At 72.1% G+C, this 19,423-nt stretch carries 19 protein-coding genes; 16 read left to right on the plus strand and 3 right to left on the minus strand.

Going from position 1 to position 19,423, the window contains the following annotated elements:
- The first annotated feature begins 49 nt into the window (after positions 1-49).
- The 8 genes from ACESM1_RS08620 to gmhA all read left to right on the plus strand — a co-directional run bounded on the left by ACESM1_RS08620 (position 50) and on the right by gmhA (position 10,537).
- Complete coding sequence (locus ACESM1_RS08620; protein ID WP_372619298.1) at positions 50-1,363, plus strand: hypothetical protein; 1,314 nt, start codon at positions 50-52, stop codon at positions 1,361-1,363.
- Positions 1,360-2,952, plus strand: a complete 1,593-nt coding sequence (locus tag ACESM1_RS08625) for an ABC transporter permease (RefSeq protein ID WP_372619299.1) — start codon at positions 1,360-1,362, stop codon at positions 2,950-2,952. Before ACESM1_RS08620 ends, ACESM1_RS08625 begins: the two co-directional genes overlap by 4 nt.
- Positions 2,945-3,625 (plus strand): ABC transporter ATP-binding protein, encoded by a 681-nt coding sequence (locus ACESM1_RS08630; RefSeq protein WP_372619300.1) that lies wholly within the window; start codon positions 2,945-2,947, stop codon positions 3,623-3,625. The genes ACESM1_RS08625 and ACESM1_RS08630 overlap by 8 nt, the downstream gene beginning before the upstream one ends.
- Positions 3,618-4,802 (plus strand): hypothetical protein, encoded by a 1,185-nt coding sequence (locus ACESM1_RS08635; RefSeq protein WP_372619301.1) that lies wholly within the window; start codon positions 3,618-3,620, stop codon positions 4,800-4,802. Before ACESM1_RS08630 ends, ACESM1_RS08635 begins: the two co-directional genes overlap by 8 nt.
- Complete coding sequence (locus tag ACESM1_RS08640; protein ID WP_372619302.1) at positions 4,799-5,752, plus strand: FkbM family methyltransferase; 954 nt, start codon at positions 4,799-4,801, stop codon at positions 5,750-5,752. The genes ACESM1_RS08635 and ACESM1_RS08640 overlap by 4 nt, the downstream gene beginning before the upstream one ends.
- Positions 5,749-8,778: a methyltransferase domain-containing protein gene (locus tag ACESM1_RS08645; protein ID WP_372619303.1), complete on the plus strand. Its 3,030-nt coding sequence runs from the start codon at positions 5,749-5,751 to the stop codon at positions 8,776-8,778. The genes ACESM1_RS08640 and ACESM1_RS08645 overlap by 4 nt, the downstream gene beginning before the upstream one ends.
- Before the next feature lie 62 nt (positions 8,779-8,840).
- Entirely contained in the window at positions 8,841-9,857 is a 1,017-nt protein-coding gene (locus ACESM1_RS08650) for a glycosyltransferase family 2 protein (protein ID WP_372619304.1), read from the plus strand.
- 89 nt (positions 9,858-9,946) lie between these two features.
- The gene (gmhA, locus tag ACESM1_RS08655; protein WP_372619305.1) at positions 9,947-10,537 is read left to right on the plus strand and encodes a D-sedoheptulose 7-phosphate isomerase; all 591 of its coding nucleotides are present in this window, start codon (positions 9,947-9,949) and stop codon (positions 10,535-10,537) included.
- Positions 10,538-10,566: 29 nt separating this feature from the next.
- Here gmhA and ACESM1_RS08660 read toward each other — a convergent pair whose 3' ends face one another.
- Both ACESM1_RS08660 and phnF read right to left on the minus strand, forming a co-directional pair.
- Entirely contained in the window at positions 10,567-11,733 is a 1,167-nt protein-coding gene (locus ACESM1_RS08660; protein ID WP_372619306.1) for an alpha-D-ribose 1-methylphosphonate 5-triphosphate diphosphatase, read from the minus strand.
- A gap of 7 nt (positions 11,734-11,740) precedes the next feature.
- Positions 11,741-12,499, minus strand: a complete 759-nt coding sequence (phnF, locus tag ACESM1_RS08665; RefSeq protein ID WP_372619307.1) for a phosphonate metabolism transcriptional regulator PhnF — start codon at positions 12,497-12,499, stop codon at positions 11,741-11,743.
- Between the two features lie 92 nt (positions 12,500-12,591).
- Here phnF and phnG point away from each other — a divergent pair, with 92 nt between their 5' ends.
- The 8 genes from phnG to ACESM1_RS08705 are packed head-to-tail and all read left to right on the plus strand — an operon-like array spanning position 12,592 to position 18,895.
- A complete protein-coding gene (phnG, locus tag ACESM1_RS08670; RefSeq protein WP_411278363.1) occupies positions 12,592-13,050 on the plus strand; it encodes a phosphonate C-P lyase system protein PhnG in 459 nt (152 codons plus the stop codon).
- On the plus strand, positions 13,050-13,613 hold the full coding sequence (gene phnH, locus ACESM1_RS08675; protein WP_372619308.1) for a phosphonate C-P lyase system protein PhnH: 564 nt from the start codon (positions 13,050-13,052) through the stop codon (positions 13,611-13,613). The genes phnG and phnH overlap by 1 nt, the downstream gene beginning before the upstream one ends.
- Before the next feature lie 3 nt (positions 13,614-13,616).
- Entirely contained in the window at positions 13,617-14,702 is a 1,086-nt protein-coding gene (locus ACESM1_RS08680; RefSeq protein WP_372619309.1) for a carbon-phosphorus lyase complex subunit PhnI, read from the plus strand.
- Positions 14,699-15,550, plus strand: coding sequence for an alpha-D-ribose 1-methylphosphonate 5-phosphate C-P-lyase PhnJ (locus ACESM1_RS08685; RefSeq protein WP_372619310.1), 852 nt, complete (start codon positions 14,699-14,701; stop codon positions 15,548-15,550). Before ACESM1_RS08680 ends, ACESM1_RS08685 begins: the two co-directional genes overlap by 4 nt.
- Entirely contained in the window at positions 15,547-16,305 is a 759-nt protein-coding gene (gene phnK / locus ACESM1_RS08690) for a phosphonate C-P lyase system protein PhnK (protein WP_372619311.1), read from the plus strand. Before ACESM1_RS08685 ends, phnK begins: the two co-directional genes overlap by 4 nt.
- A complete protein-coding gene (gene phnL, locus ACESM1_RS08695) occupies positions 16,302-17,000 on the plus strand; it encodes a phosphonate C-P lyase system protein PhnL (protein WP_372619312.1) in 699 nt (232 codons plus the stop codon). Before phnK ends, phnL begins: the two co-directional genes overlap by 4 nt.
- 55 nt (positions 17,001-17,055) lie before the next feature.
- The gene (locus tag ACESM1_RS08700; RefSeq protein WP_372619313.1) at positions 17,056-18,198 is read left to right on the plus strand and encodes an alpha-D-ribose 1-methylphosphonate 5-triphosphate diphosphatase; all 1,143 of its coding nucleotides are present in this window, start codon (positions 17,056-17,058) and stop codon (positions 18,196-18,198) included.
- A gap of 25 nt (positions 18,199-18,223) precedes the next feature.
- Entirely contained in the window at positions 18,224-18,895 is a 672-nt protein-coding gene (locus tag ACESM1_RS08705; RefSeq protein ID WP_372619314.1) for a DUF1045 domain-containing protein, read from the plus strand.
- Here ACESM1_RS08705 and phnN read toward each other — a convergent pair.
- Positions 18,834-19,412: a phosphonate metabolism protein/1,5-bisphosphokinase (PRPP-forming) PhnN gene (gene phnN, locus ACESM1_RS08710; protein ID WP_372619315.1), complete on the minus strand. Its 579-nt coding sequence runs from the start codon at positions 19,410-19,412 to the stop codon at positions 18,834-18,836. The two genes, ACESM1_RS08705 and phnN, sit on opposite strands and share 62 nt — an antisense overlap.
- Positions 19,413-19,423 lie beyond the last annotated feature (11 nt).

Raw genomic sequence — 19,423 nt, forward strand, 5'->3', positions numbered from 1 at the left:
GGATGTCGGCGTCCAAAACGGTGGGCCTAGTCACCGACCCAGGGTTGCGGTGATCAGTTCCTACGACGAACTCTGCGGCATCGCGGCCTACACGCGTGCGCTGGAGCGCCAGATCGGTCCCCTCATGGATGTCGAGGTGTTCGATCTCGACCAGTTCCTGCTGCGGCATCCGCATCGGAGGGTCCAGGCGCTCGGCGATCGCCACGTCCAAGATATCGCATCGCGTCTCGCAGAATTCGACTTCGTCAATATCCAGCTTGAATATGGCACGCTCGGTCTCACCACGGGACGGATCCTGCGCCGCGCACGGATCCTGATGGAGGCGGCCAACGCCGTCAGCGTCACCTTCCACACCATGCTCGCCTCGGAGGCGGTGCCGTGGGAGGCGGTGGGACAGGCGCTGAACCGGATGCGCCTACTCCGGGCGGCAATGCTGGTGGCCGACACATACCGATCGGGCACGCTGGGCACGCGCTTCTATGCCCTGCTGCGCCGCATGCAGGAGCGCAAGCCGGTGCGCGTGATCGCCCACACGCGGCGCGACGCAAGGCTGCTGCGCGACCTGCACGGCATCCGGGAGGTCGCCCACCATCCGCTGACGTTCGTGCGGCCGGTCGAGGCGGCGACCATCCGCGCCAATGCGCGGCGCGACGCCTTCCCGCTGCTGCGCCGGCTGCCGCCGCAGGCGAAGCTGATCGGTACCTTCGGCTTCCTTTCGCCGTACAAAGGCTTCGAGACCGCAATCCGCGCACTGCGATTGCTGCCGGACGACCACCACCTGCTGGTGTTCGGCGGCGTTCACCCGAACACCATCGCCCGCCACCAGCCGATCGACCCCTATGTCGAGCGCCTGTTGCAGGCCGGCCGTATCGGCCAGAGCGTGCTGGATGAGCTGCGCGAACCCGGTAGCGCGCCGGCCGCGCTCAACCTGGATGGCGGCGCCGCGGCGCTGCTTGGTGCGCATCCGCAGGACCTGCGCGGGCGCATCCACTTCATGGGCGTGCTGGACGATGCGGAGTTCTGCACGGCCATGGCGATCTGCGCCTCGGTGGTGCTGCCCTATCTCGAAGTCGGGCAGACCAGCAGCGGCCCGGTCTGCATGGCGCTCGACATGGGCTGCCGGGTGATCGCCTCGCGCAACCGCGCCTTCCTCCAGATGGCACGCTACCACCCCGGCGAGATTGAGTTCTTCGATGTCGGCAACTACGCCGAGCTCGCCGCCCGCATCGCTGCGGATCCACCCTTCGATCGGCGTGACCGCGTGCTGGCCTACAACACCGACACCAACGCCGCGCTCTACCTGGGCCTGCACCAGCGTAGCGACGCGCGGAGCCTGGCGGCGAGCCGCGCCCCCGCGCGATGAGTGCCGGCGACATCCTTTCCGCGCTGCGCGCCGGGGCACGGCCGCGGGCCGCGTCGCTGTGGCAGACGCGGCCCGTTGCCGAACCCGCTGCGGCGCTGCTGCTCGCGCTGCTGCTCGACGACCAACCGCGCGCAGCGGCGCTGCTGCCGCACGTGACGGCCGAGGCCGTGAGCGATGCCGCAGCGCGGCTCGGCCTGCCCGCGGCGGTGGCCGCACCCGACTTCGCCTCGGCGATGCTGTGCTTCGCCGAGCGGCCGGATGCGGAGGCGCTGCGGGTGGATGTCGCCGCGCGCCTGCTGGTGGCGCAGGAGCCTGCGCTTGGCGAGGCGGTGCTGCTGCCGGCCTGGCGCGGCGCGGCCAGCTCGGTGCTGATTGCCCGCGCCCTCTCGGGTACCTGGATGCTGCTCGGCCGTCCGGGCCAGGCGTTGGAGGCCGCGCGCATCGCCGGCGAAGCGGCGCCGCAGGCGCCGGAGATCCAGGCGCATCTCGCCGGGCTGCTGCTGCAGGCGGGCCAACCGGCGGCGGCGCTGCTCGCCTGCGGCCGCGCGCTCGGCGCCGACCCGCAGGCGCATCAGGCATTGCGGCTGGCGAGCAGCGCGCTGCTCGAACTCGGCCAGCCGGCGGAGGCGATCGCCACCGCCAACCGTGCGGCGCAGCTCGCGCCGGTGCACGCGCCCCATGCCGAGCTGATCCGCGTGGCGCATGCAGCCGAGATCGCGCAGCCGCGCACCAATGCGTCCGCCCTCGGGGCATCGGCCGAATGGGCGCGGCCGCCCTCGCGCCTGCCGCGGCGCCGCCCGCCGCCGCTGTTCGCGGCACTGCGCGCGCGTCTGCGCGTGGTGGAGGCGTTGCTGCTGCGCGAGGCGCGCACGCAGTTCAGCAACAGCCGGCTCGGCTATGCCTGGGCGCTGGTCGAGCCGATGTCGCATGTGATCCTGCTGTCGGTGGTGTTCACCCTGCTCGGCCGCGACAGCCGGCCGCCGATCGGCGACAGCATGCTCGAATTCTACATGACCGGCGTGCTCTCCTTCCTGTTCTTCGCGCATGTGACGGAACGCGCCATGGATCTGGCGCATGCCAACCGGCACATGCTGGCGGTCCCGGCGATCGGCGTGTTCGACCTGCTGGCGGCGCGCGCGGTGCTCTCGGCCAGCACGGACCTCGTCGTCGCGGCGCTGACGGTCGGGCTGCTGATCGCGCTCGGCGTCGGCGGGCTTCCGGCGGACGCGGCCGGGATCGTCAGCGGCTATGCGCTGCTGTTCGGCCTCGGGCTCGGCGTCGCGCTGGTGAATGTCGTGGCCTCGGCCTACAGCACGGCGTGGGAGAAGCTGTGGCCGTCCTTCCTGCGCGTGCAGTACTTCACCTGCGGCGTCTTCTATCATCCGCTCGACATGCCGGAGGAGGTGCGCGGCTTCGTGCTGCTGAACCCGCTGGTGCATGTCACCGAGTGGATGCGGCAGGCCTACTTCCCGCATTACGTCAGCCCGTTCCTGGACCCGGAGTACCTGCTCCGCTGGGTGGTGGTCATGCTGCTGGCGGGATCGCTGCTGTTCGTCGCGGCGCAACGCAGGCTGCGCCGCCATGGCTGAGCCGATCGTGCTGCTCGAAGGCGTCGCGAAGCACTACCCGCAGGCCGGCGGCGGGACGCGCAGCATCCTGGAGGCGACGACGCTCGCCTTCCCCGCTGGCGTGCGCGTCGGCATCCTCGGGCCGAACGGCACCGGCAAGTCCACGCTGCTGCGGCTGATCGCCGGCAGCGAAGAGCCGGATTCCGGCAGGGTGCACCGGTTCGGCCGCGTCTCCTTCCCGCTCGGCTTCTCCGGCACCTTCCATCCCGACCTGTCGGGGCGCGAGAACCTGCTGTTCCTGGCGCGCGTCTATGGCGCCGATCCCTGGGCGATGGTCGCGGAGGTGATGGAATTCACCGAGCTCGGCCCCGACATCGACGCACCGGTGCGGCAGTATTCCTCGGGCATGGCGGCGAAGCTGGCCTTCGGCGCCTCGCTCGCACTGGATTTCGACGCCTACCTCGTGGACGAGGCGACGGAAGTGGGCGATGCGCGCTTCCGCGCCCGCTCGCAAGCCGCGTTCCAAGAGAAGCTGCGCGGTGCCGCGCTGATCCTCGTCTCGCACAACAGCCACACCATCCGCCGCCTCTGCGAGTGCTGCGCCATCCTGCACGGAGGGCGCCTGGTGCCCTTCCCGACGGTGGACGAGGCGCTGGCGGCCTATGCCGATCTCATGGGGGTCGCCGATGCTTGAGACCGTAACCGCCGCGCCCGCGCGCAGCTGGGCGGAAGCCGCGGCCGCGCCGCCGCCAATCCCGATGCGGGCGCGCACCCCGCGCCGGCGTTCGGGCGCGCTGCTCGGCTTCCTGCTGCTGGTGCTGCTGCCGACGGCGCTGTTCGCCGGCTACCAGTGGCGCATCGCGGCGGACCAGTATGCAGTGGAGCTGCGCTTCGCGGTGCGCAACGCCGATCCGATGCGCGCGATGCCCGCCGGCGGCATGCTCTCGCAATTCGGGCCGACCAACACCGACGCCTACGCCGTCGTGCAACACCTGCAGAGCCGCGAGGCGCTGCTCGCCGTCGGCCGCCACGCGCAGGTGCGGACGATCCTCGGCAGCGCCGCGGCGGACCCACTCGCGCGGCTCGATCCGGCGGCACCGCTGGAACAGGCCCTGCGTGCCTGGAAGCGGCAGGTGCGGCCGTACTACGACCGCGCGAGCGGCATCGTGACGGTGGAGGTGCGTGCCTTCTCCGCCGCCGAGGCGCTCTCGCTGGCGCAGGGTGTCGAGCAGGCGGCGGAGGAGTTGGTGAACGCCATGTCGGAACGCAGCCGCGCCGGCCTGCTCGCCGCCGCCGAACGCGAGACGCGAGCCGCCGAGGCCCGCTTCGCCGCGGCGCGGGATGCAATGCGCCAGTTCCAGGAGGGTCGCCGCAGCGTCGATCCGCGGCGCGAGGCGCAGGGGATGTCGGAACACCTGGTGAAGCTGCAGGGCGAGCGCATCGCCATGCAGGCGGAGCTTGCCCGGCTGCTCGGCGTGATGAGCGAGGCGGCGCCGCAGGTGATGCAGCATCGCGCCGCACTGCAGGCGATGGAGGCGCAGGTCGCGGCCGTGCAGCAGCAGCTCACCAGCAGCGGCGCGCCGGACGCCGAGGGCGCGCTCGCCGCCTCCATGCAGGACTTCGCCGGGGTGGAGACCGAGGCGCTGATCGCCCAGCGCGCCCTCGAAGCGGCGATGGCCGGGCTCGACCGCGCGCGCGCGGAAGCGGCGCGCCAGCAGGTCTATCTGGCGCCGGTGGTGCGCCCGGTGCTGCCGGAGGAGGCGCTTTACCCCGCGCGGCTGGTCAGCACGGCAAGCGCCTTCGCCGCGCTGCTGCTGGCCTGGTTCGTCGGGCTGGTCGCCCTGCGCGCCTTGCGGGAGCACATCGCGTGAGGGCGGGCACGATGCGGCGCCTGCTGCCGCTCGGCCCCGGCGAGCTGCTGGCCGAGGCGGAATGGGGCGGCATGCTGGTGGTGCCGGCATGGAACGTGGACGTTGCCATCGGCGTCGCGCGCGATGGGCTGCACGAGCCCTGGACCACGCGCCTGGTGCAGGAGCTGCTGCGGCCGGGCGACCGCTACCTGAACGCAGGTGCCAATTTCGGCTATTTCGTCTGCCTGGCGGGGCGGCTGGTCGGCGCGCGCGGGCGGGTCATCGGTGTGGAGCCGAACCCGCATATCGTGCCGTTCCTCATGAAATCGCTCTACTGGAACGGCAGCATCGGCAACACCGAGGTCATCGTCCGCGCGCTGGCCGACGTGCCGGAGCAGGCGCTGACCTTCCATTTCGATCCGCAATATCTCGGCGGCGGCGCGCCGCGCAGCGTCTCCGGCCTTGCCGGCAGCGACGAGCGCGACTTCGCCACGCCGGAGGCGGCGATGTGGGGCCCGGCGACGCTGCCGCAGATGCTCGATGCGCAGGGGCGCTGGATCAAGGGCATCGGCCTGATGGTGCCCTTCGAGGCGCGCACCGCCACCATCGACGGCATCATCGCACAATGCGGGCTGGACGGGCTCGACCTCCTGCATCTCGACATCGAGGGGTCGGAAGCGCCGGCGCTTGTCGGCGCGCGCACCCTCATCGCTGCCTCGCCGCGGCTGAAGCTGATCACCGAATGGAGCGCGGGGCATTATGCCAACGCTTCCGCTACGCTGCGCGCCGCCTTCGACGCGATGTGGGAGATGCTGACCGGCCTTGGCTACCGCGTGCGTCATCTCGAGCCGCGGCTGGCGGGCGATGGCGGCATCTTCGTCTCGCCGCCGCTGGACCGCGCAGCGATGACCGAGACCGCGCCGCATGGTGACTACGTCTGGAGCCGCGTCGAGGAGGACCCCTTCGCATGAATATCCATGTCCCCGCGCCCGTCGCGGTGCGCGAGGCGGGTGAGCGCTTCGGTCATGCGCACGGCCGGCGCCTGGCCTTCCTGCACATCCCGAAGACCGCCGGCACGGCGTTCGGCGCAGCGCTGTCGCAGCGTTTCGCGCTGGCCGAGACGCAGGCGGGCATCCGCCTCGGCATGACTGCGGGCGCCAGCCATCCGCAGCTCGCCGAAAGCGCGCCGCATTGCCGGCTCATCGGCGTCGGCGCGCATCTCGACCGCGACAAGCTGGACGCCATCGAGGCCGCGCTGCCGCAGGGCGAGCGGCTGTTCACGGTGACGCTGCTGCGCGAGCCCCGCGCGCGGCTGATCAGCCAGTACCGCCACTGGCGGCGCAGCGTGGACAGCAGCCTGGCCTCGGTGCCGGAGGCGCATCGCGAGGCCTTTCTCGCGGCGCGGAACCTGCCGCTGGGCGAGTTCCTCACCACCGGCCTGGCCTTCGTGGACCGCCACTTCCGCAACCTGCAATGCTGCATGCTGACCGGCATGAGCACCGCCGAGATGCTCGACGAGGCAGCGCTGCTGGAGGCTGCCCGCGCGAGCATGGCGGAGATCGACGTGGTCGGCACCACCGCAGCAGTGGACGATGCGCTCGCGCGCATCGCCAACGCCTATGGCTGGGCGCCGCCAGAGCGGATCGTGCGGCTGAACGTGGCCCCCGATGCCCCGCCGCCGCCCTTCGACGACGCGACCGAGGCGGCGATCGAGGCATTCATCGGCGCCGATCTCGCGCTCTACCGCGAAGCGGCTACCGGCGAGGCGACGGCGCCGCCGCCGCGCCGCCTGCACGCCTTCTTCCGCCCCGGCCGCGCGCTGATGGACAGCCTGGTGGATGGCAGCGCGACCCACTTCACCATGGCCGACGCTTTGCACGGCCGCGGCTGGCATGTGCGCGAGGGCGAGGCCCCCGGCTTCGCCCGCTGGACCGGGCCGGGCCTGGTCAGCGACATCCGCCTGCCGGCGCCGGCGGCGCAGCGCGTGGAACTCGCGCTTCAGCTCGTCTCGGTGCTCGACTGGGCTGTCGTGGAGGGCGCGAAGCTGACGCTGGACGGAGTCGTGCCTGCCGCGCCGCCGAGGATCCAGCAACGGGAGGGCTCGCCCTGGCTCGTCGCCGGATTCGACCTGCCGGATGCCGGCAATGGTCTTCGCGATCTGCGCATCGAGGTGCCCTTCACCCGGTCGCATGCCGAGATCGACCCGGCGATCCACGACGAGCGGCAGAAGGGCATCGCCATCGGCGACATCACCGTGCTCGCCGCCGGGGCCATGCGGCCACCGACGCTCGGCGCGCTGTTCTGGCCCGGCGGAGACTGGGCGGAGGCGGCGCCGGAAACGCTTGTGGACCGGCTCGCCTTGGCCCGGCACGAGGGCGAGCCGCCGGTCGTTGAGCGCCATCTCGGCTTCGACCTGCCGCTGATGGCGGCGATCCTGGACCTGGTCGCGCCCGACCATGTCTGGGCGGCGGCGTTGCAGACGCAGCTTTCGGTGCTCGAGCGCGGCATGCCGACCGCCCGGCCATCGCCCGGCGGCCGGCTGGCGGTGGTCGCCACGCTGTTCGAGCTGCCGGCGCGCGGCGCCGCCATTGCCAGCCTCGCCGCCCGCCACGAGGAGGCGGTGCTGCTGCTCGGATGCGCCGAGGATCATCGGCTGCGCGCGCTGCTCGCCAACCCGCTGCTGGTGCCGCATGTGCATCTCGTCGGCTGCACCAATGCAGTGCTGGTGGCGAACCTTGCCGCCATGCGGCGTGCCGGCGGCCCCGAACTGGTGAATGGCTTCCTGCTGCTGCTCGAACGCATCGCCAGCACCACGCCGGAGCTGGTCAAGCCACTGCGGCGGGAGACGGGCACGCGCTTCCTGATGCGACTGCTCGATCATAGCCTGGCGATGTTGGAACGCTTGGCCAGGGGCCGCCTCGCCGGCACGGCGTTACTGCAGCCGCTGCTGCCGGAACGCGCACCGGGCGCCGAGGTCCGGGCCGAGGCCGTGCAGGCGCGCTTCGCCACCCTGCAGGGACAGGCCGATACGCCGCTACGGCTGGTTGATCCGCCGATGCTCGCCTCCATCACCACGCTGCTCGGCCTGCTGGCCGAGCGCGGGCCGGAGAGCGAGGCCGGCTGGGAAGCGGCACAGGCGGCGTATGACCGGCTGTTCCGCATGGTCGGGATGCTCGCAAGCTGGGAGGCCTTCGGGCTGGAGGCCAATGGCACCGCCGGCCTCGCGCGGCGCCTGGCGTGGCAGGGCGGCGCCCCGGCAATCCTGCCGAAGCCTCTCAAGCCGTTTTCCGAATACATCGACTTCTACCGCGCCGAGTCGCGCATCATGCAGCGCAGCGGCTTCGCGCCGGGCATCACGCTGACGCTCGATTCGCTCGGCGGCGGGCTGGACCACGTGGTGCGGCTGAACCAGGCGGCGCGCGAGATCGAACTCGCGCTGCGCCTGCTGGCGAAGCGCTTCCCGGAGGAGGAGATCCTCTGGGTCGATGCTGGCTGTTCCTATGGCGTGCTGCTGAACACCGTGGAGCCGCCGCCGGCACTGCGCGGGCGCTGCCGATTCCTGGGCTTCGACTTCAACGCGCCGGGCATCGCCGTGGCGCGCGCGGCCGCGGCCAATGCCGGACGCGACCACTGCCGCTTCGAGGTGGGCGACGTGGCGCAGGCGCGCGAGATCGCCGGCGGCGCCCGCATCCACCTCATCACCGCCTTCGAGGTGCTGGAGCACTGCCCAGATCCCCTGGCGGTGCTGCGCGACTACCGCGCGATGGAGCCCGGCATGCTCATCGCCGGCTCGCCGCTCGGCGAACCGCAGGGCGTGCTGCCAGGCGAGCAGCATCTTTGGTCCTTTGCGGCGGAGGGCTATGCGGCAATGGTGGCGGAGGCCGGCTTCGCCCTGCTCGGGGTGAACCGGCGCGAGGTCGGCCGCTTCATCGGCGGGCATGATTGGGTGACGGTGACGGCGACGACCGGCGATCCGGCCGCGCAGGCGGTTATCTGAGGGCTGCGCTGTCGCTATGCTCCGCCGCTGCGGCCGCAGCAGGGAGATCGGCGGACAGCCCGATGATCGAGGTGGTGATCCCGGCGCACAACGCCGCGGCGTATCTGCGCGAGACGCTGGAGAGCATCGCCGCGCAGACCAGGCCGCCCGCACGCGTGACCGTGGTAGACGACCGCAGCACGGATGGCACGCCGGCGCTGGTCGAGGCCGCGGCGCGCGAGCTGGCGCCGCGGGTGGAGATCCGGTTGCTGCCCAATGCAGGCCCGCCCGGCCCGGCGGCGGCACGCAACACGGCGATCCGCGCCGCCACTGCCCAATGGATCGCCCTGTGTGACGCGGACGACCTGCTGCTGCCGGAGCATCACGCCGCCCTCGCCGCCATCGTGGGGACGCCCGGCACGGTGCTCGGGTTCGGCGATTGCAGCCTGTTCGAGAGCGACGGCGGCGAGGTGCTGGTGCCGAGCCACCACGCCAAGAGCGGCCTGCCGGCCCTGCCCTCCCGCCCGGCCGCGGCTGGCGGCCGCACGCTCGAGGGAACGGATTTCGCCGCGATGCTGCGCGGCCCGCGGATTGCCACCTCCGCCTGCCTGATACGGCGCGAGGCCGTGCTGGCGGCCGGGCTGTTCGACGAGGCGATGCGATTCGCCGAGGATTACGACCTGTTCCTCCGCCTCGCCTGGCTGGGGCGCTTCGCCTTCACCACGATGCAGGTGGCGCGCAAGCGCGTGCATGCGGCGAACCTGTCGCAGGAGAGGAACCGGGCACGTTTCTCGCTCGGCAATCTGCGCTCGGCGGTGAAGCTGCGCGGCATTGCGCGCGCGGCCGATCCGGCGCCCTTCCGCCCCGGCCCCGAGGACCGCGCGCTCTGCGAGGCGATGGCGCCGCGTTTCGCCGAAACCGCCCTCTACGACGCGTCGCGCGGCGGGTTCGCTGCCTATGCGGTGGCGGCGCGGCTGGCGGCCGGCGCAGGCTTCGCCGGCAAGGTGCTGCACCCGCGCCACCTGGCCCGCCTGCTCGCCGGGCGGCTCGGCCTGCTGGACCGCGGAAGGGCGGCTCACACGCCGCCGGCCGGCGTGTAGAGTGTGAGGATGATCCCCGCTTCCGACGCAACGTCGACCCATGCGCAGGATGAACGCCGACGGCAGCCGTCGGGCGCGGAGTAGTGAACATGCCATCCGTGAAAGGGGCCGCCGAGGCCCTGCGTGCCTCCGCCCGCCTGCTTGAAGCCATGGCCGCGAATGCCGCGCTCTGCGCCACCGTGGAGGGGGTCGCAACGCTGGTCGCCGATCGCCTGCGCCAGGGGCGCAAGCTGCTGCTCTGCGGCAATGGCGGCAGCGCGGCGGATGCGCAGCACTGGGCGGGCGAGTTGGTCTCGCGCTTCCACTACGACCGGCCGGGCCTGCCGGCGATCGCGCTCACCACCGACAGCTCGATCCTGACCGCCATCGGCAACGACTATGGCTATGATCGGGTCTTCTCCCGGCAGGTGGAGGCGCTGGGCATGGCGGGCGATGTGCTGTTCGCCATCTCCACCTCCGGCAATTCGCGCAACGTGATCGCTGCGCTGGAGGCGGCGCGGGCGCGGGGCATCGCGACCGTCGGCTTCACCGGACGCAGCGGCGGCGCGATGGCCGCGCTCTGCGACCACTGCGTGCGGGTGCCGAGCGACAGCACGCCTTCCATCCAGGAAGGGCATGAGGTGCTCGGTCACGCCATCTGCGCCATGGTCGAAGCTGCGCTGTTCCCCCGCGCGCCCTGAGGCCGCCTGGGCAGGCGACGCACAGGGAACTACGCGGCCAGCCGCGCGCCGCCCGCCGGCGAGAGCCAGGCCAGCCGCCCGGCTGCGAATGTCGCCACCGGCGTGCGCGTCGCCGGATCCACCACCACCACGTCGCCGCGCAGGCCAGGGGCGATCCGCCCGCGGTCTCCAAGGCCCGCGGCGGCCGCCGGATTGGCGGAGACCAGCGCCCAGGCACGCGCCAGGTCCAGCACGCCGCGGCCGGCCATCACGAAGGCGGCTTCCAGCATCGCCGGCCAGACATAATCGGAGGCGAGCACCGTCACCAGGCCGCGCTCGGCCAGCGGCGCGGCGGCGGACCAGCCCATGTGGCTGCCGCCGCGCACCACGTTCGGCGCGCCCATCACCACATGCTCGCCGGCGGCGCGCGCCGCCTCGGCAACCGCCTCCGCCATCGGGAACTCGCAGATGGATGCGCCGAGCGCGCGGAAGGTGGCGCGCATCTCCGGGGTCGCGTCGTCATGGCTGAGCATCGGGATGCCGGCGGCACGCGCGGCGGCGGCAAGGCGCGCCTGCGCCTCTGGCACATCCGGCCGTCGCGACCAGGCGCGTTCGGCCAGCGCCACGAACTCGGCCGCCGGCAGGCCGGCGCGGGCCGCATATTTCGCGGCCTGCGCCGGATCGGCAATGCGCTTCACGATGGCCGGTGTGTGGTCGTTGTAGGCAAGGAGTTGCACGCGGCCGGCCGCAATGTCGGCCAGCACCTCCTCCAGCGCGTCCAGGTTGTCGGCCTCGAAGCGGCAATGGATGCGCAGGTCCACGCCGGCGCCGGCACGCGCCGCTTCCACGGCGGCCAAGGTGGAGCGCCAGGACTCGATGCCGCGCAGGCCTGGCTCCCAGGACAGGGTGACGCCGAGGAAGGCGGTCGTGATGCCGCAGGCCAGCAACTGCGCGGCGGAATCGCGCACCGCGATCGCCGGCGGGATGCCGATGCCCGGCCGCGGCTGGAACTGCCGTTCATGCGCATCGCCATGGATATCCACGAGGCCCGGCAGCACCAGCAGCCCGCGCGCGTCGAAGCGGCGCGCGCCTGATGCCGGCCGCGCCGCCACCATGCCATCCGACAGCGCGACATCCCCGCGCGCCAATAGCGCGACATCCCCGCGCGCCGGCCCATCCTCCAGCAGCGCTTGGCCGCCCGTGATCACCCAATCCATGGAACGCCTAGGACTCCACCACCAGCTGCACGCGGCCGGCGGCATAGCGGGCATGGGTGACATCCACCACCGTGCCGGCCGGATCGGTGTTCACCGCTTCCGTCACCAGCACCGGGCGGGAGCGCGACTGCTGCAGCAGGTCGGATTCCTCCGGCGTCGGCAGGCGGGCGGTGATGCGGGTGACCTGGCGGCGATAATCCGGCACGCCGCAGGCCGCGAGCGCCGCGGTGATCGAGGGATTGGCCGCGAGCAGCGCCGGCAGCTGCTGGAAGCGCGCGGCGGGGAAGTGGTGCGTGCCGATCACCATCGGGCGTCCATCGGCCAGCGCCAGGCGCTCCACCAGCACCACGGCGCGGCCACGGCGGATGCCGAGCGCCTCGGCGAGCGCGGCCTCGGCCGGTACCTCCGTGATGCGCAGGATGCGACCTTCGGGCTCGCGATTCTGGCGACGGATGATCTCGCTGAAGCGGGTGCGCGGGCCAAGGCGGTAATCCAGCACGTCCTCGGCCACGAAGCTGCCGCGGCCCTGCTCGATGCGCACCAGGCCGCGGCCTTCCAGCTCCTCCATGGCGCGCCGCACGGTGTGGCGGTTCACCTCGAAGCGGGAGGAGAGCTCGGCCTCGGTCGGCAGGCGGGCGCCGGGGCGATGGCGGCCGCCGGCGATCTCCGCCTCGATCGCCTGCTGGATCTGCCGCCACAGCGCGACACCCTGCCGGCGGGAAAGGCCGGCGGGCGCGGGAAGCGGCGGAGAGGCACCATCCGTCATCGAAACTTCAACCTCCGGTCTGCCGCGGGGTGGCAGTTTCGGCTTGACCTTAACCGGGCGGACAACTAGTCGTCTAGATGAATTTGGGCTCGATGATGTCCGACGGTACCACTCCCCACGCACCGCGCCGCCGCTGGATGGGCATCCTCGCCCGCGCCAGCGCCGCGGAGATCGAGCGCCATCTCGCCGGCCTGCCGCCGCCGCCGCGGCATGCAAGGCTGCGCGGACCGGAGACCGGGCTGGTCATGGTGCGCGGTCGCGCCGGCGGCGATGGCGCGCCGTTCAACCTCGGCGAGATGACCGTCACGCGCTGCGCCGTGCGGCTGCCGGATGGCCGCGTCGGCCATGCCTACGTCGCCGGGCGCGACGCACGGCAGGCGGAGCTCGCGGCGCTGGTCGATGCGCTGCTGCTGGACGAGGCCGCCCGCCCCGCGGTGGAGGCGGCGGTGATCGCCCCGCTGGCCGCCGCGCAGCAGGCACGGCGCGAGGAACAGGCGCGCCGCGCCGCCGCGACGCGCGTGCAGTTCTTCACCATGACGCAGATGCGCTGATGGACACGCGCTTTCCCGGCTTCGCCGAACCCGTGCTGGATGCGCAGGCCAGCTTCCGCGCCGTGCTGGAGGCGATGAGCAGGCCGGGCCGTGTGCAGGCCGTCGTGCCGCCGCCCGAGATTCCGTCGGGCCTCTCGCCCGCCGCCGCGGCGGTGCTGCTGACCCTGGTCGATTCCGCGACACCGTTGCGGCTTGCCGCCGGGGCCGAGGCGGAAGCATGGGTGCGCTTCCATTGCGGCTGTCCGCTGGTCTCCGGTGGCGCCGCCTTCGTGCTCGATCCGGCCACCGCGCTGCTGTCACTCGATGCCGGCACCGAAGAGGAGCCGGAACGCGGCGCGACGATGATCCTGGAGGTCGCGGCGCTGCAGGAAGGCGCCGGCTGGCGCCTCACCGGCCCCGGAATCCGGGAGGTGCACCGCCTGCGCGTGTCCGGCGCGCCTGCCGGCTTCGTCGCCGACTGGGCCCGCAACCGTGCGCGCTTCCCGCGCGGGGTGGACGCCATCCTCTGCGCCGGGACGAGCATCGCGGCTTTGCCGCGCAGCGTCCGCATCGAGGAAGGCTGAGCGATGTATGTCGCGACCAAGGGCGGCGAGCAGGCGATCGATGCCGCACACGCCTGGCTCGCCGAAACTCGCCGCGGCGACGCCGCGCAGCCGGAGATCGCCGCCGCACAGATCGAGGAACAGCTCGGCCTGGCGGTGGACCGGGTGATGGCGGAAGGCTCCTGCCACGATCGCGGCCTCGCCGCGCTGGCGGTGAAGCAGGCGAAGGGCGACCTGATCGAGGCCGCCTTCCTGCTGCGCGCCTATCGCACCACCCTGCCCCGCTTCGGCGCCAGCGCGCCGCTGGACACCGGCGCGATGGCAATCCGCCGGCGGATCAGCGCCACCTACAAGGACCTCCCCGGCGGCCAGGTGCTGGGCCCGACCTTCGACTACACGCATCGGCTGCTGGATTTCTCGTTGGCTGCCGTGGGACAGCCGCCGCCGCGCGTGCCGGAAGCCGAGCCCGATACGACACCGGCGCCCCGGGTGACGGAACTTCTCGCGCAGGAAGGGCTGATGCAGCGCGAGGCGCCCTCCGAGGCCGAGCCGGGCGACCTGACGCGCGAGCCCCTCGCCTTCCCCGCCGACCGGCCGCTGCGGCTGCAGGCGCTGGCGCGCGGCGATGAGGGGTTTCTCCTGGGCCTCGGCTATTCCACGCAACGCGGCTACGGCAATGCGCACCCCTTCGTCGGCGAGATCCGCGTGGGCGACGTCGCCGTCTGCTTCACGCCGCCGGAACTCGGCTTCGAGATCGAACTCGGCGACATCGGCGTGACCGAATGCCAGATGGTCAACCAGTTCAAGGGCAGCCGCACCGAGAAGCCGCAATTCACCCGCGGCTACGGCCTGGTGTTCGGCCATGGCGAGCGCAAGGCGATGGCGATGGCGCTCGTGGACCGCGGCCTTCGCGCCGCCGAGCTGGGCGAGGAGGTGACGGCGCCGGCGCAGCAGCAGGAATTCGTATTGTACCACTGCGACAACGTGGAGGCGACCGGCTTCGTGGAGCACCTCAAGCTGCCGCACTACGTGGACTTCCAGTCGGAGCTGGAGAATGTGCGTACCATGCGCGCAAGCGTGGACGCGGCGCTGAAGGCGGCGGCGGAATGACCCGAGATACCGGCTACAACTTCGCCTATCTCGACGAGAGCACGAAGCGGATGATCCGCCGTGCCATCCTGAAGGGCGTCGCGATCCCCGGCCACCAGGTGCCCTTCGGCTCGCGTGAGATGCCGCTGCCCTATGGCTGGGGGACCGGCGGCATCCAGGTGACGGCGGCGATCCTCGGGCCGACGGACGTGCTGAAGGTGATCGACCAGGGCGCCGACGATACCACCAACGCCGTCTCGATCCGCGCCTTCTTCCGCCGCGTCGCCGGGGTGGCCACCACGGAGCGCACGGCGGAGGCCACCATCATCCAGACGCGGCACCGCATCCCCGAGCGCGCGCTGACCGAAAAGCAGATCCTGGTCTACCAGGTGCCGATCCCCGAGCCGCTGATGCGCCTCGAGCCGCGCATCGCCGAGACGCGGCGCATGCATGCGCTCGCCGACTACGGGCTGATGCATGTGAAGCTCTACGAAGACATCGCGCGTCACGGCCATATCGCGACCAGCTACAACTACCCGGTGATGGTGGATGGGCGCTACCTGATGTCGCCCTCCCCGATCCCGGCCTTCGACAACCCGAAGATGGACCGCATGCCCGCGCTGCAATTGTTCGGCGCCGGGCGCGAGAAGCGGATCTACGCAGTGCCGCCCTACACCAGCGTGCGCAGCCTGGATTTCGACGACCATCCCTTCCGGCCCATCCGCGCCCCGCATGCCTGCGCGATCTGTGGTGCGCGCGAAAGCTACCTGGACGAGGTGATCACCGACGACCGCGGCGGCAGGATGTTCGTCTGCTCCGATACCGATTACTGCGCGGAACGGCAGACTGCGCGGGAGGCGGCCGAATGAGCGACGCCCTGTTGCAGGCGCGCGGCCTGGAGCTGCGCTTCGGCCGCATCGCAGCGTTGGACGGCGTGGATCTCGACATCTGGCCGGGCGAAGTGGTGGCGATCGTCGGCGAATCCGGCAGCGGCAAGACCACGCTGCTGCGCGTCCTCTCGGGCCTCATGCCACCCGATGCCGGCAGCGTGACGTTCGATGGGCGCGACGTGCTGAACATGGGCGAGGCGGCACGGCGCAACCTGATGCGCACCGAATGGGGCTTCGTCCACCAGAATCCGCGCGACGGCTTGCGCATGGGCGTCTCCGCCGGCGGCAACATCGGCGAGCGGCTGATGGCCGTGGGCGCGCGGCACTACGGCAACATCCGCGCCGAGGCTGCGGAATGGCTGCGGCGTGTCGAGGTGGATGCCGAGCGACTGGACGAGATGCCCCGGAATTTTTCCGGCGGCATGCAGCAGCGCCTGCAGATCGCGCGCACGCTGGTGACCCGGCCGCGGCTGGTGTTCATGGACGAGCCGACCGGCGGCCTCGACGTCTCCGTGCAGGCGCGGCTGCTCGACCTGATCCGTGCGCTGGTGGCGGAGCTTGGCCTGGCGGTGCTGATCGTCACCCATGACATCGCCGCGGCGCGGCTGCTGGCGCATCGCATCCTGGTGATGCGGCACGGCAAGGTGGTTGAGCAGGGGCTGACCGACCGCGTGCTGGACGACCCGCAGCATCCCTACACGCAACTGCTCGTCGCCTCGGTGCTCGCCGCATGAGCTGGGCGCTGAAAGCCGAAGGATTGGCAAAGTCCTTCACGCTGCACCTGCAGGGTGGCGTCACGCTGTCGGTGCTGCACGGGCTCGACCTGTCGGTGGAAGCCGGCGAATGCGTCGCGCTCGCCGGGGCGTCGGGCGCGGGCAAGTCCACGCTGATGCGCTGCCTCTACGGCAATTACGGCGCCGGCCAGGGGCGCATCCTGCTGCGCCACCGCGGCGCCACCGTGGACCTCGCCACCGCCGACGCACGGCTGACGCGCGAGGTGCGGCGCGAGACGCTCGGCTATGTCTCGCAATTCCTGCGCGTCATCCCGCGCGTCCCCGCCATCGAGATCGTCGCCGAGCCGCTGATCGCCCGCGGCCTCGCTCGGGACGCCGCGCTGGCGCGGGCCGAGGCGCTGCTCGCGCGCCTCAACCTGCCCGCGCGCCTGCACCACCTGCCGCCGGCCACCTTCTCCGGCGGCGAGCAGCAGCGGGTGAACCTGGCGCGCGGCTTCGCGCCGGATTATCCGGTGCTGCTGCTCGACGAACCCACCGCCAGCCTCGACGCCGCCAACCGCGAGGTGGTGATCGCGCTCATCGCCGAGGCCAAGGCGCGCGGCGCCGCCATTGTCGGGATCTTCCACGATTCCGAGGTGCGCGACCGCGTCGCCGACCGGCTGTTCGACGTCACCCCCCTGCCCGAGTATGTTTGATGGCCACCGATTCATGGTTCCGCGCGCTGCGCACGCTCCACCGATCGGAGGCCCGATGACCCCCGAGACGATCCTGACCAACGCCCTGCTGGTCCTGCCGGACGAGGTGCTGCCGGGCTCGGTGGTGATCCGCGGCGGGCGCATCGCCGAGGTGCAGCCCGGCCGCAGCCATGCCGCCGGGGGGCTCGACCTCGATGGCGACCATCTGATCCCCGGCATCGTGGACGTCCACACCGACAACCTCGAACGCCAGGTGCAGCCGCGCGCCACTGCGCGCTGGCCCTCGCGCTCCGCCATGCTGGCGCATGACCAGCAGACCGCGGGCGCCGGCGTCACGACCGTGCTGGATGCACTCTGCCTCGGCGACCTCGGCTTCGATGTCGGCCGCACCCAGACCTTCCGCGACGGTGTGACCGACCTCGACGCGCTGGCGCATACCGGCCTGCTGAAGAGCGAGCACTTCCTGCATCTGCGCTGCGAGTTGCCAGCAAAGGACATGCCCGAACTGGTGGAGACCGTCGCCGATCATCCGCTGGTGCGCATGGTGAGCCTGATGGACCACTCGCCCGGCGTCGGCCAGTACCGCGACATCGAGCGCTACCGCCAGATGCGCATCCGCCAGCAGCACAAGACCGCGGAGCAGGTGGACCGCCGCATCGCCGAATTGCTGGAGCAGCGCGGCCGGCTGCGGGAGAAGCAGCGCCGCTGGCTGCTCGACCGCGTCGCGCATCGCCGCCTGCCGCTCGCCAGCCATGACGACGACACGCCCGAAGGCGTGGCGCAGAATGCCGCCGACGGCATCATGATCAGCGAGTTCCCGGTGGCGATGGAAGCCGCGCGGGAGGCCAGGCGGCTGGGCGTGGCGGTGATTGCCGGCGCGCCGAACATCGTCCGTGGCGGCAGCCATTCCGGCAATGTCGCCGCCGCCGATCTCATCCGCGCCGGTGCGGTGGATGTGCTGGCCAGCGATTACGTGCCGCCGGCGATGATCGAGGCCGCCTGGGCCTCCGCCGCCGCCGGCGACCTCACCCTGCCGCAGGCGGTGGCGATGATCACGGATCGCGCGGCGCGGATGGTCGGGCTGCATGACCGCGGTCGCATCATGGCCGATCTCCGCGCCGACCTGGTGCAGGTCCGCCCGCATGAGGGCCACGCGATCGTGCGCCGGGTGTGGCGCGGCGGCGAGCGGGTCGCGTGATGCGTCGCTGCGAAGGAGCGCGGCGATGAGGGTCGGCGTGTACTGGGCGCCACGGGTGGATGATCCGCTGCACCGGCTCGGCTCGCACTGGCTCGGCCGCGATGCGGAGACCGGCGCGAGCATCCCGCAACCGGCACTGCCCGGCCTCGACATGGCGGAGCTGACTGCCGACGCCCGCGGCTACGGGCTGCACGCCACGCTGAAGCCCCCCTTCCGGCTGGCGACCGGCTGGCACGAGCTGCGCGCGGCCGCCATGGACCTCGCCGCCCGCACCAGCCCCTTCGCCCTGCCGCCGCTGGTGCTGGCGGAGCATCATGGCTTCCTGGCGCTGGTGGAGTCAGCCAGATCGGCGGAGCTTCAGGCGCTCTGCGATGCCTGCGTCACCACGCTTGACGAGCATCGCGCACCGCCCGGCGAAGCCGAGATCGCCCGCCGGCGACCGGAGCGAATGACCGAACGCCAGCGCGGCTACCTGCAACGCTGGGGCTACCATTATGTGCTGGACGAATGGTGGTTCCACGTCACGCTGAGCCGGCGCCTGACAGAGACGGAGCGCACCGTGGTGCAGCCGGCGCTGGCCGCGCACCTGGGCGAGGCGCCCGCCCTGCCCCGCCGCGTGACCGAACTCTGCCTGTTCACCCAGGCGGCGCCTGGGGCGCCCTTCCTGGTCGCGGAGCGTCTGCCGCTGCTCGGCTGAGCGCGGCCAGCACGCACGCCACGGCCGCTTCCGGCGTGGCATCGTTCATCACCGTCTCTAGATCGAGCCCGGGCGGGAGCGGCGCCTCGCGCGCAAGGCGCGCGGCGATGTCGGCCACGTCCTCGCGCCCTCGGGCGGCGAGCCGCGCGGCACGGAGCGCGACCGGCGCGGTGATCTCCAGCACGCGCAACGGAAAACGAATGGCGGCCTCGGCCAGAACGCCGCGTGAGAGGTTCGCCACGACGACGCGACCGGCGGCGATCTCCGCGTGGATGCCGGCCGGGATGCCGTAGTGCAGCCCGTGCGCCTGCCACCACAGCGCCAGCGCGCCCCGGCTGCGCAGGTCGGAAAAGGCCTCGGGGGTGATGGCCTCATGCTCCTCGGCGCCGGCCTCGGCAGGGCGGGTGATCAGGCGCCGGGCGAAGACGAATCGCGCATCGCCCGCCAGGGCGGCACGCGCGCCATTCATCAGCGTGTCCTTGCCCGCCCCGGAAGGTCCGACCACGCCGACCAGCACGCCACTTCTCC

This window comes from Falsiroseomonas sp., from assembly GCF_041690465.1.
Taxonomy (GTDB): Bacteria; Pseudomonadota; Alphaproteobacteria; order Acetobacterales; family Acetobacteraceae; genus Falsiroseomonas.

Excerpts from the sequence above, each read along its gene's own strand:
- ACESM1_RS08625 (WP_372619299.1), top strand. The coding sequence starts at position 1,360 with ATGAGTGCCGGCGACATCCTTTCCGCGCTGCGCGCCGGGGCACGGCCG.
- ACESM1_RS08630 (WP_372619300.1), top strand. The coding sequence starts at position 2,945 with ATGGCTGAGCCGATCGTGCTGCTCGAAGGCGTCGCGAAGCACTACCCG.
- ACESM1_RS08635 (WP_372619301.1), top strand. The coding sequence starts at position 3,618 with ATGCTTGAGACCGTAACCGCCGCGCCCGCGCGCAGCTGGGCGGAAGCC.
- ACESM1_RS08645 (WP_372619303.1), top strand. The coding sequence starts at position 5,749 with ATGAATATCCATGTCCCCGCGCCCGTCGCGGTGCGCGAGGCGGGTGAG.
- ACESM1_RS08650 (WP_372619304.1), top strand. The coding sequence starts at position 8,841 with ATGATCGAGGTGGTGATCCCGGCGCACAACGCCGCGGCGTATCTGCGC.
- gmhA (WP_372619305.1), top strand. The coding sequence starts at position 9,947 with ATGCCATCCGTGAAAGGGGCCGCCGAGGCCCTGCGTGCCTCCGCCCGC.
- ACESM1_RS08660 (WP_372619306.1), bottom strand. The coding sequence starts at position 11,733 with ATGGATTGGGTGATCACGGGCGGCCAAGCGCTGCTGGAGGATGGGCCG.
- phnF (WP_372619307.1), bottom strand. The coding sequence starts at position 12,499 with ATGACGGATGGTGCCTCTCCGCCGCTTCCCGCGCCCGCCGGCCTTTCC.
- phnG (WP_411278363.1), top strand. The coding sequence starts at position 12,592 with ATGATGTCCGACGGTACCACTCCCCACGCACCGCGCCGCCGCTGGATG.
- phnH (WP_372619308.1), top strand. The coding sequence starts at position 13,050 with ATGGACACGCGCTTTCCCGGCTTCGCCGAACCCGTGCTGGATGCGCAG.
- ACESM1_RS08680 (WP_372619309.1), top strand. The coding sequence starts at position 13,617 with ATGTATGTCGCGACCAAGGGCGGCGAGCAGGCGATCGATGCCGCACAC.
- ACESM1_RS08685 (WP_372619310.1), top strand. The coding sequence starts at position 14,699 with ATGACCCGAGATACCGGCTACAACTTCGCCTATCTCGACGAGAGCACG.
- phnK (WP_372619311.1), top strand. The coding sequence starts at position 15,547 with ATGAGCGACGCCCTGTTGCAGGCGCGCGGCCTGGAGCTGCGCTTCGGC.
- phnL (WP_372619312.1), top strand. The coding sequence starts at position 16,302 with ATGAGCTGGGCGCTGAAAGCCGAAGGATTGGCAAAGTCCTTCACGCTG.
- ACESM1_RS08700 (WP_372619313.1), top strand. The coding sequence starts at position 17,056 with ATGACCCCCGAGACGATCCTGACCAACGCCCTGCTGGTCCTGCCGGAC.
- ACESM1_RS08705 (WP_372619314.1), top strand. The coding sequence starts at position 18,224 with ATGAGGGTCGGCGTGTACTGGGCGCCACGGGTGGATGATCCGCTGCAC.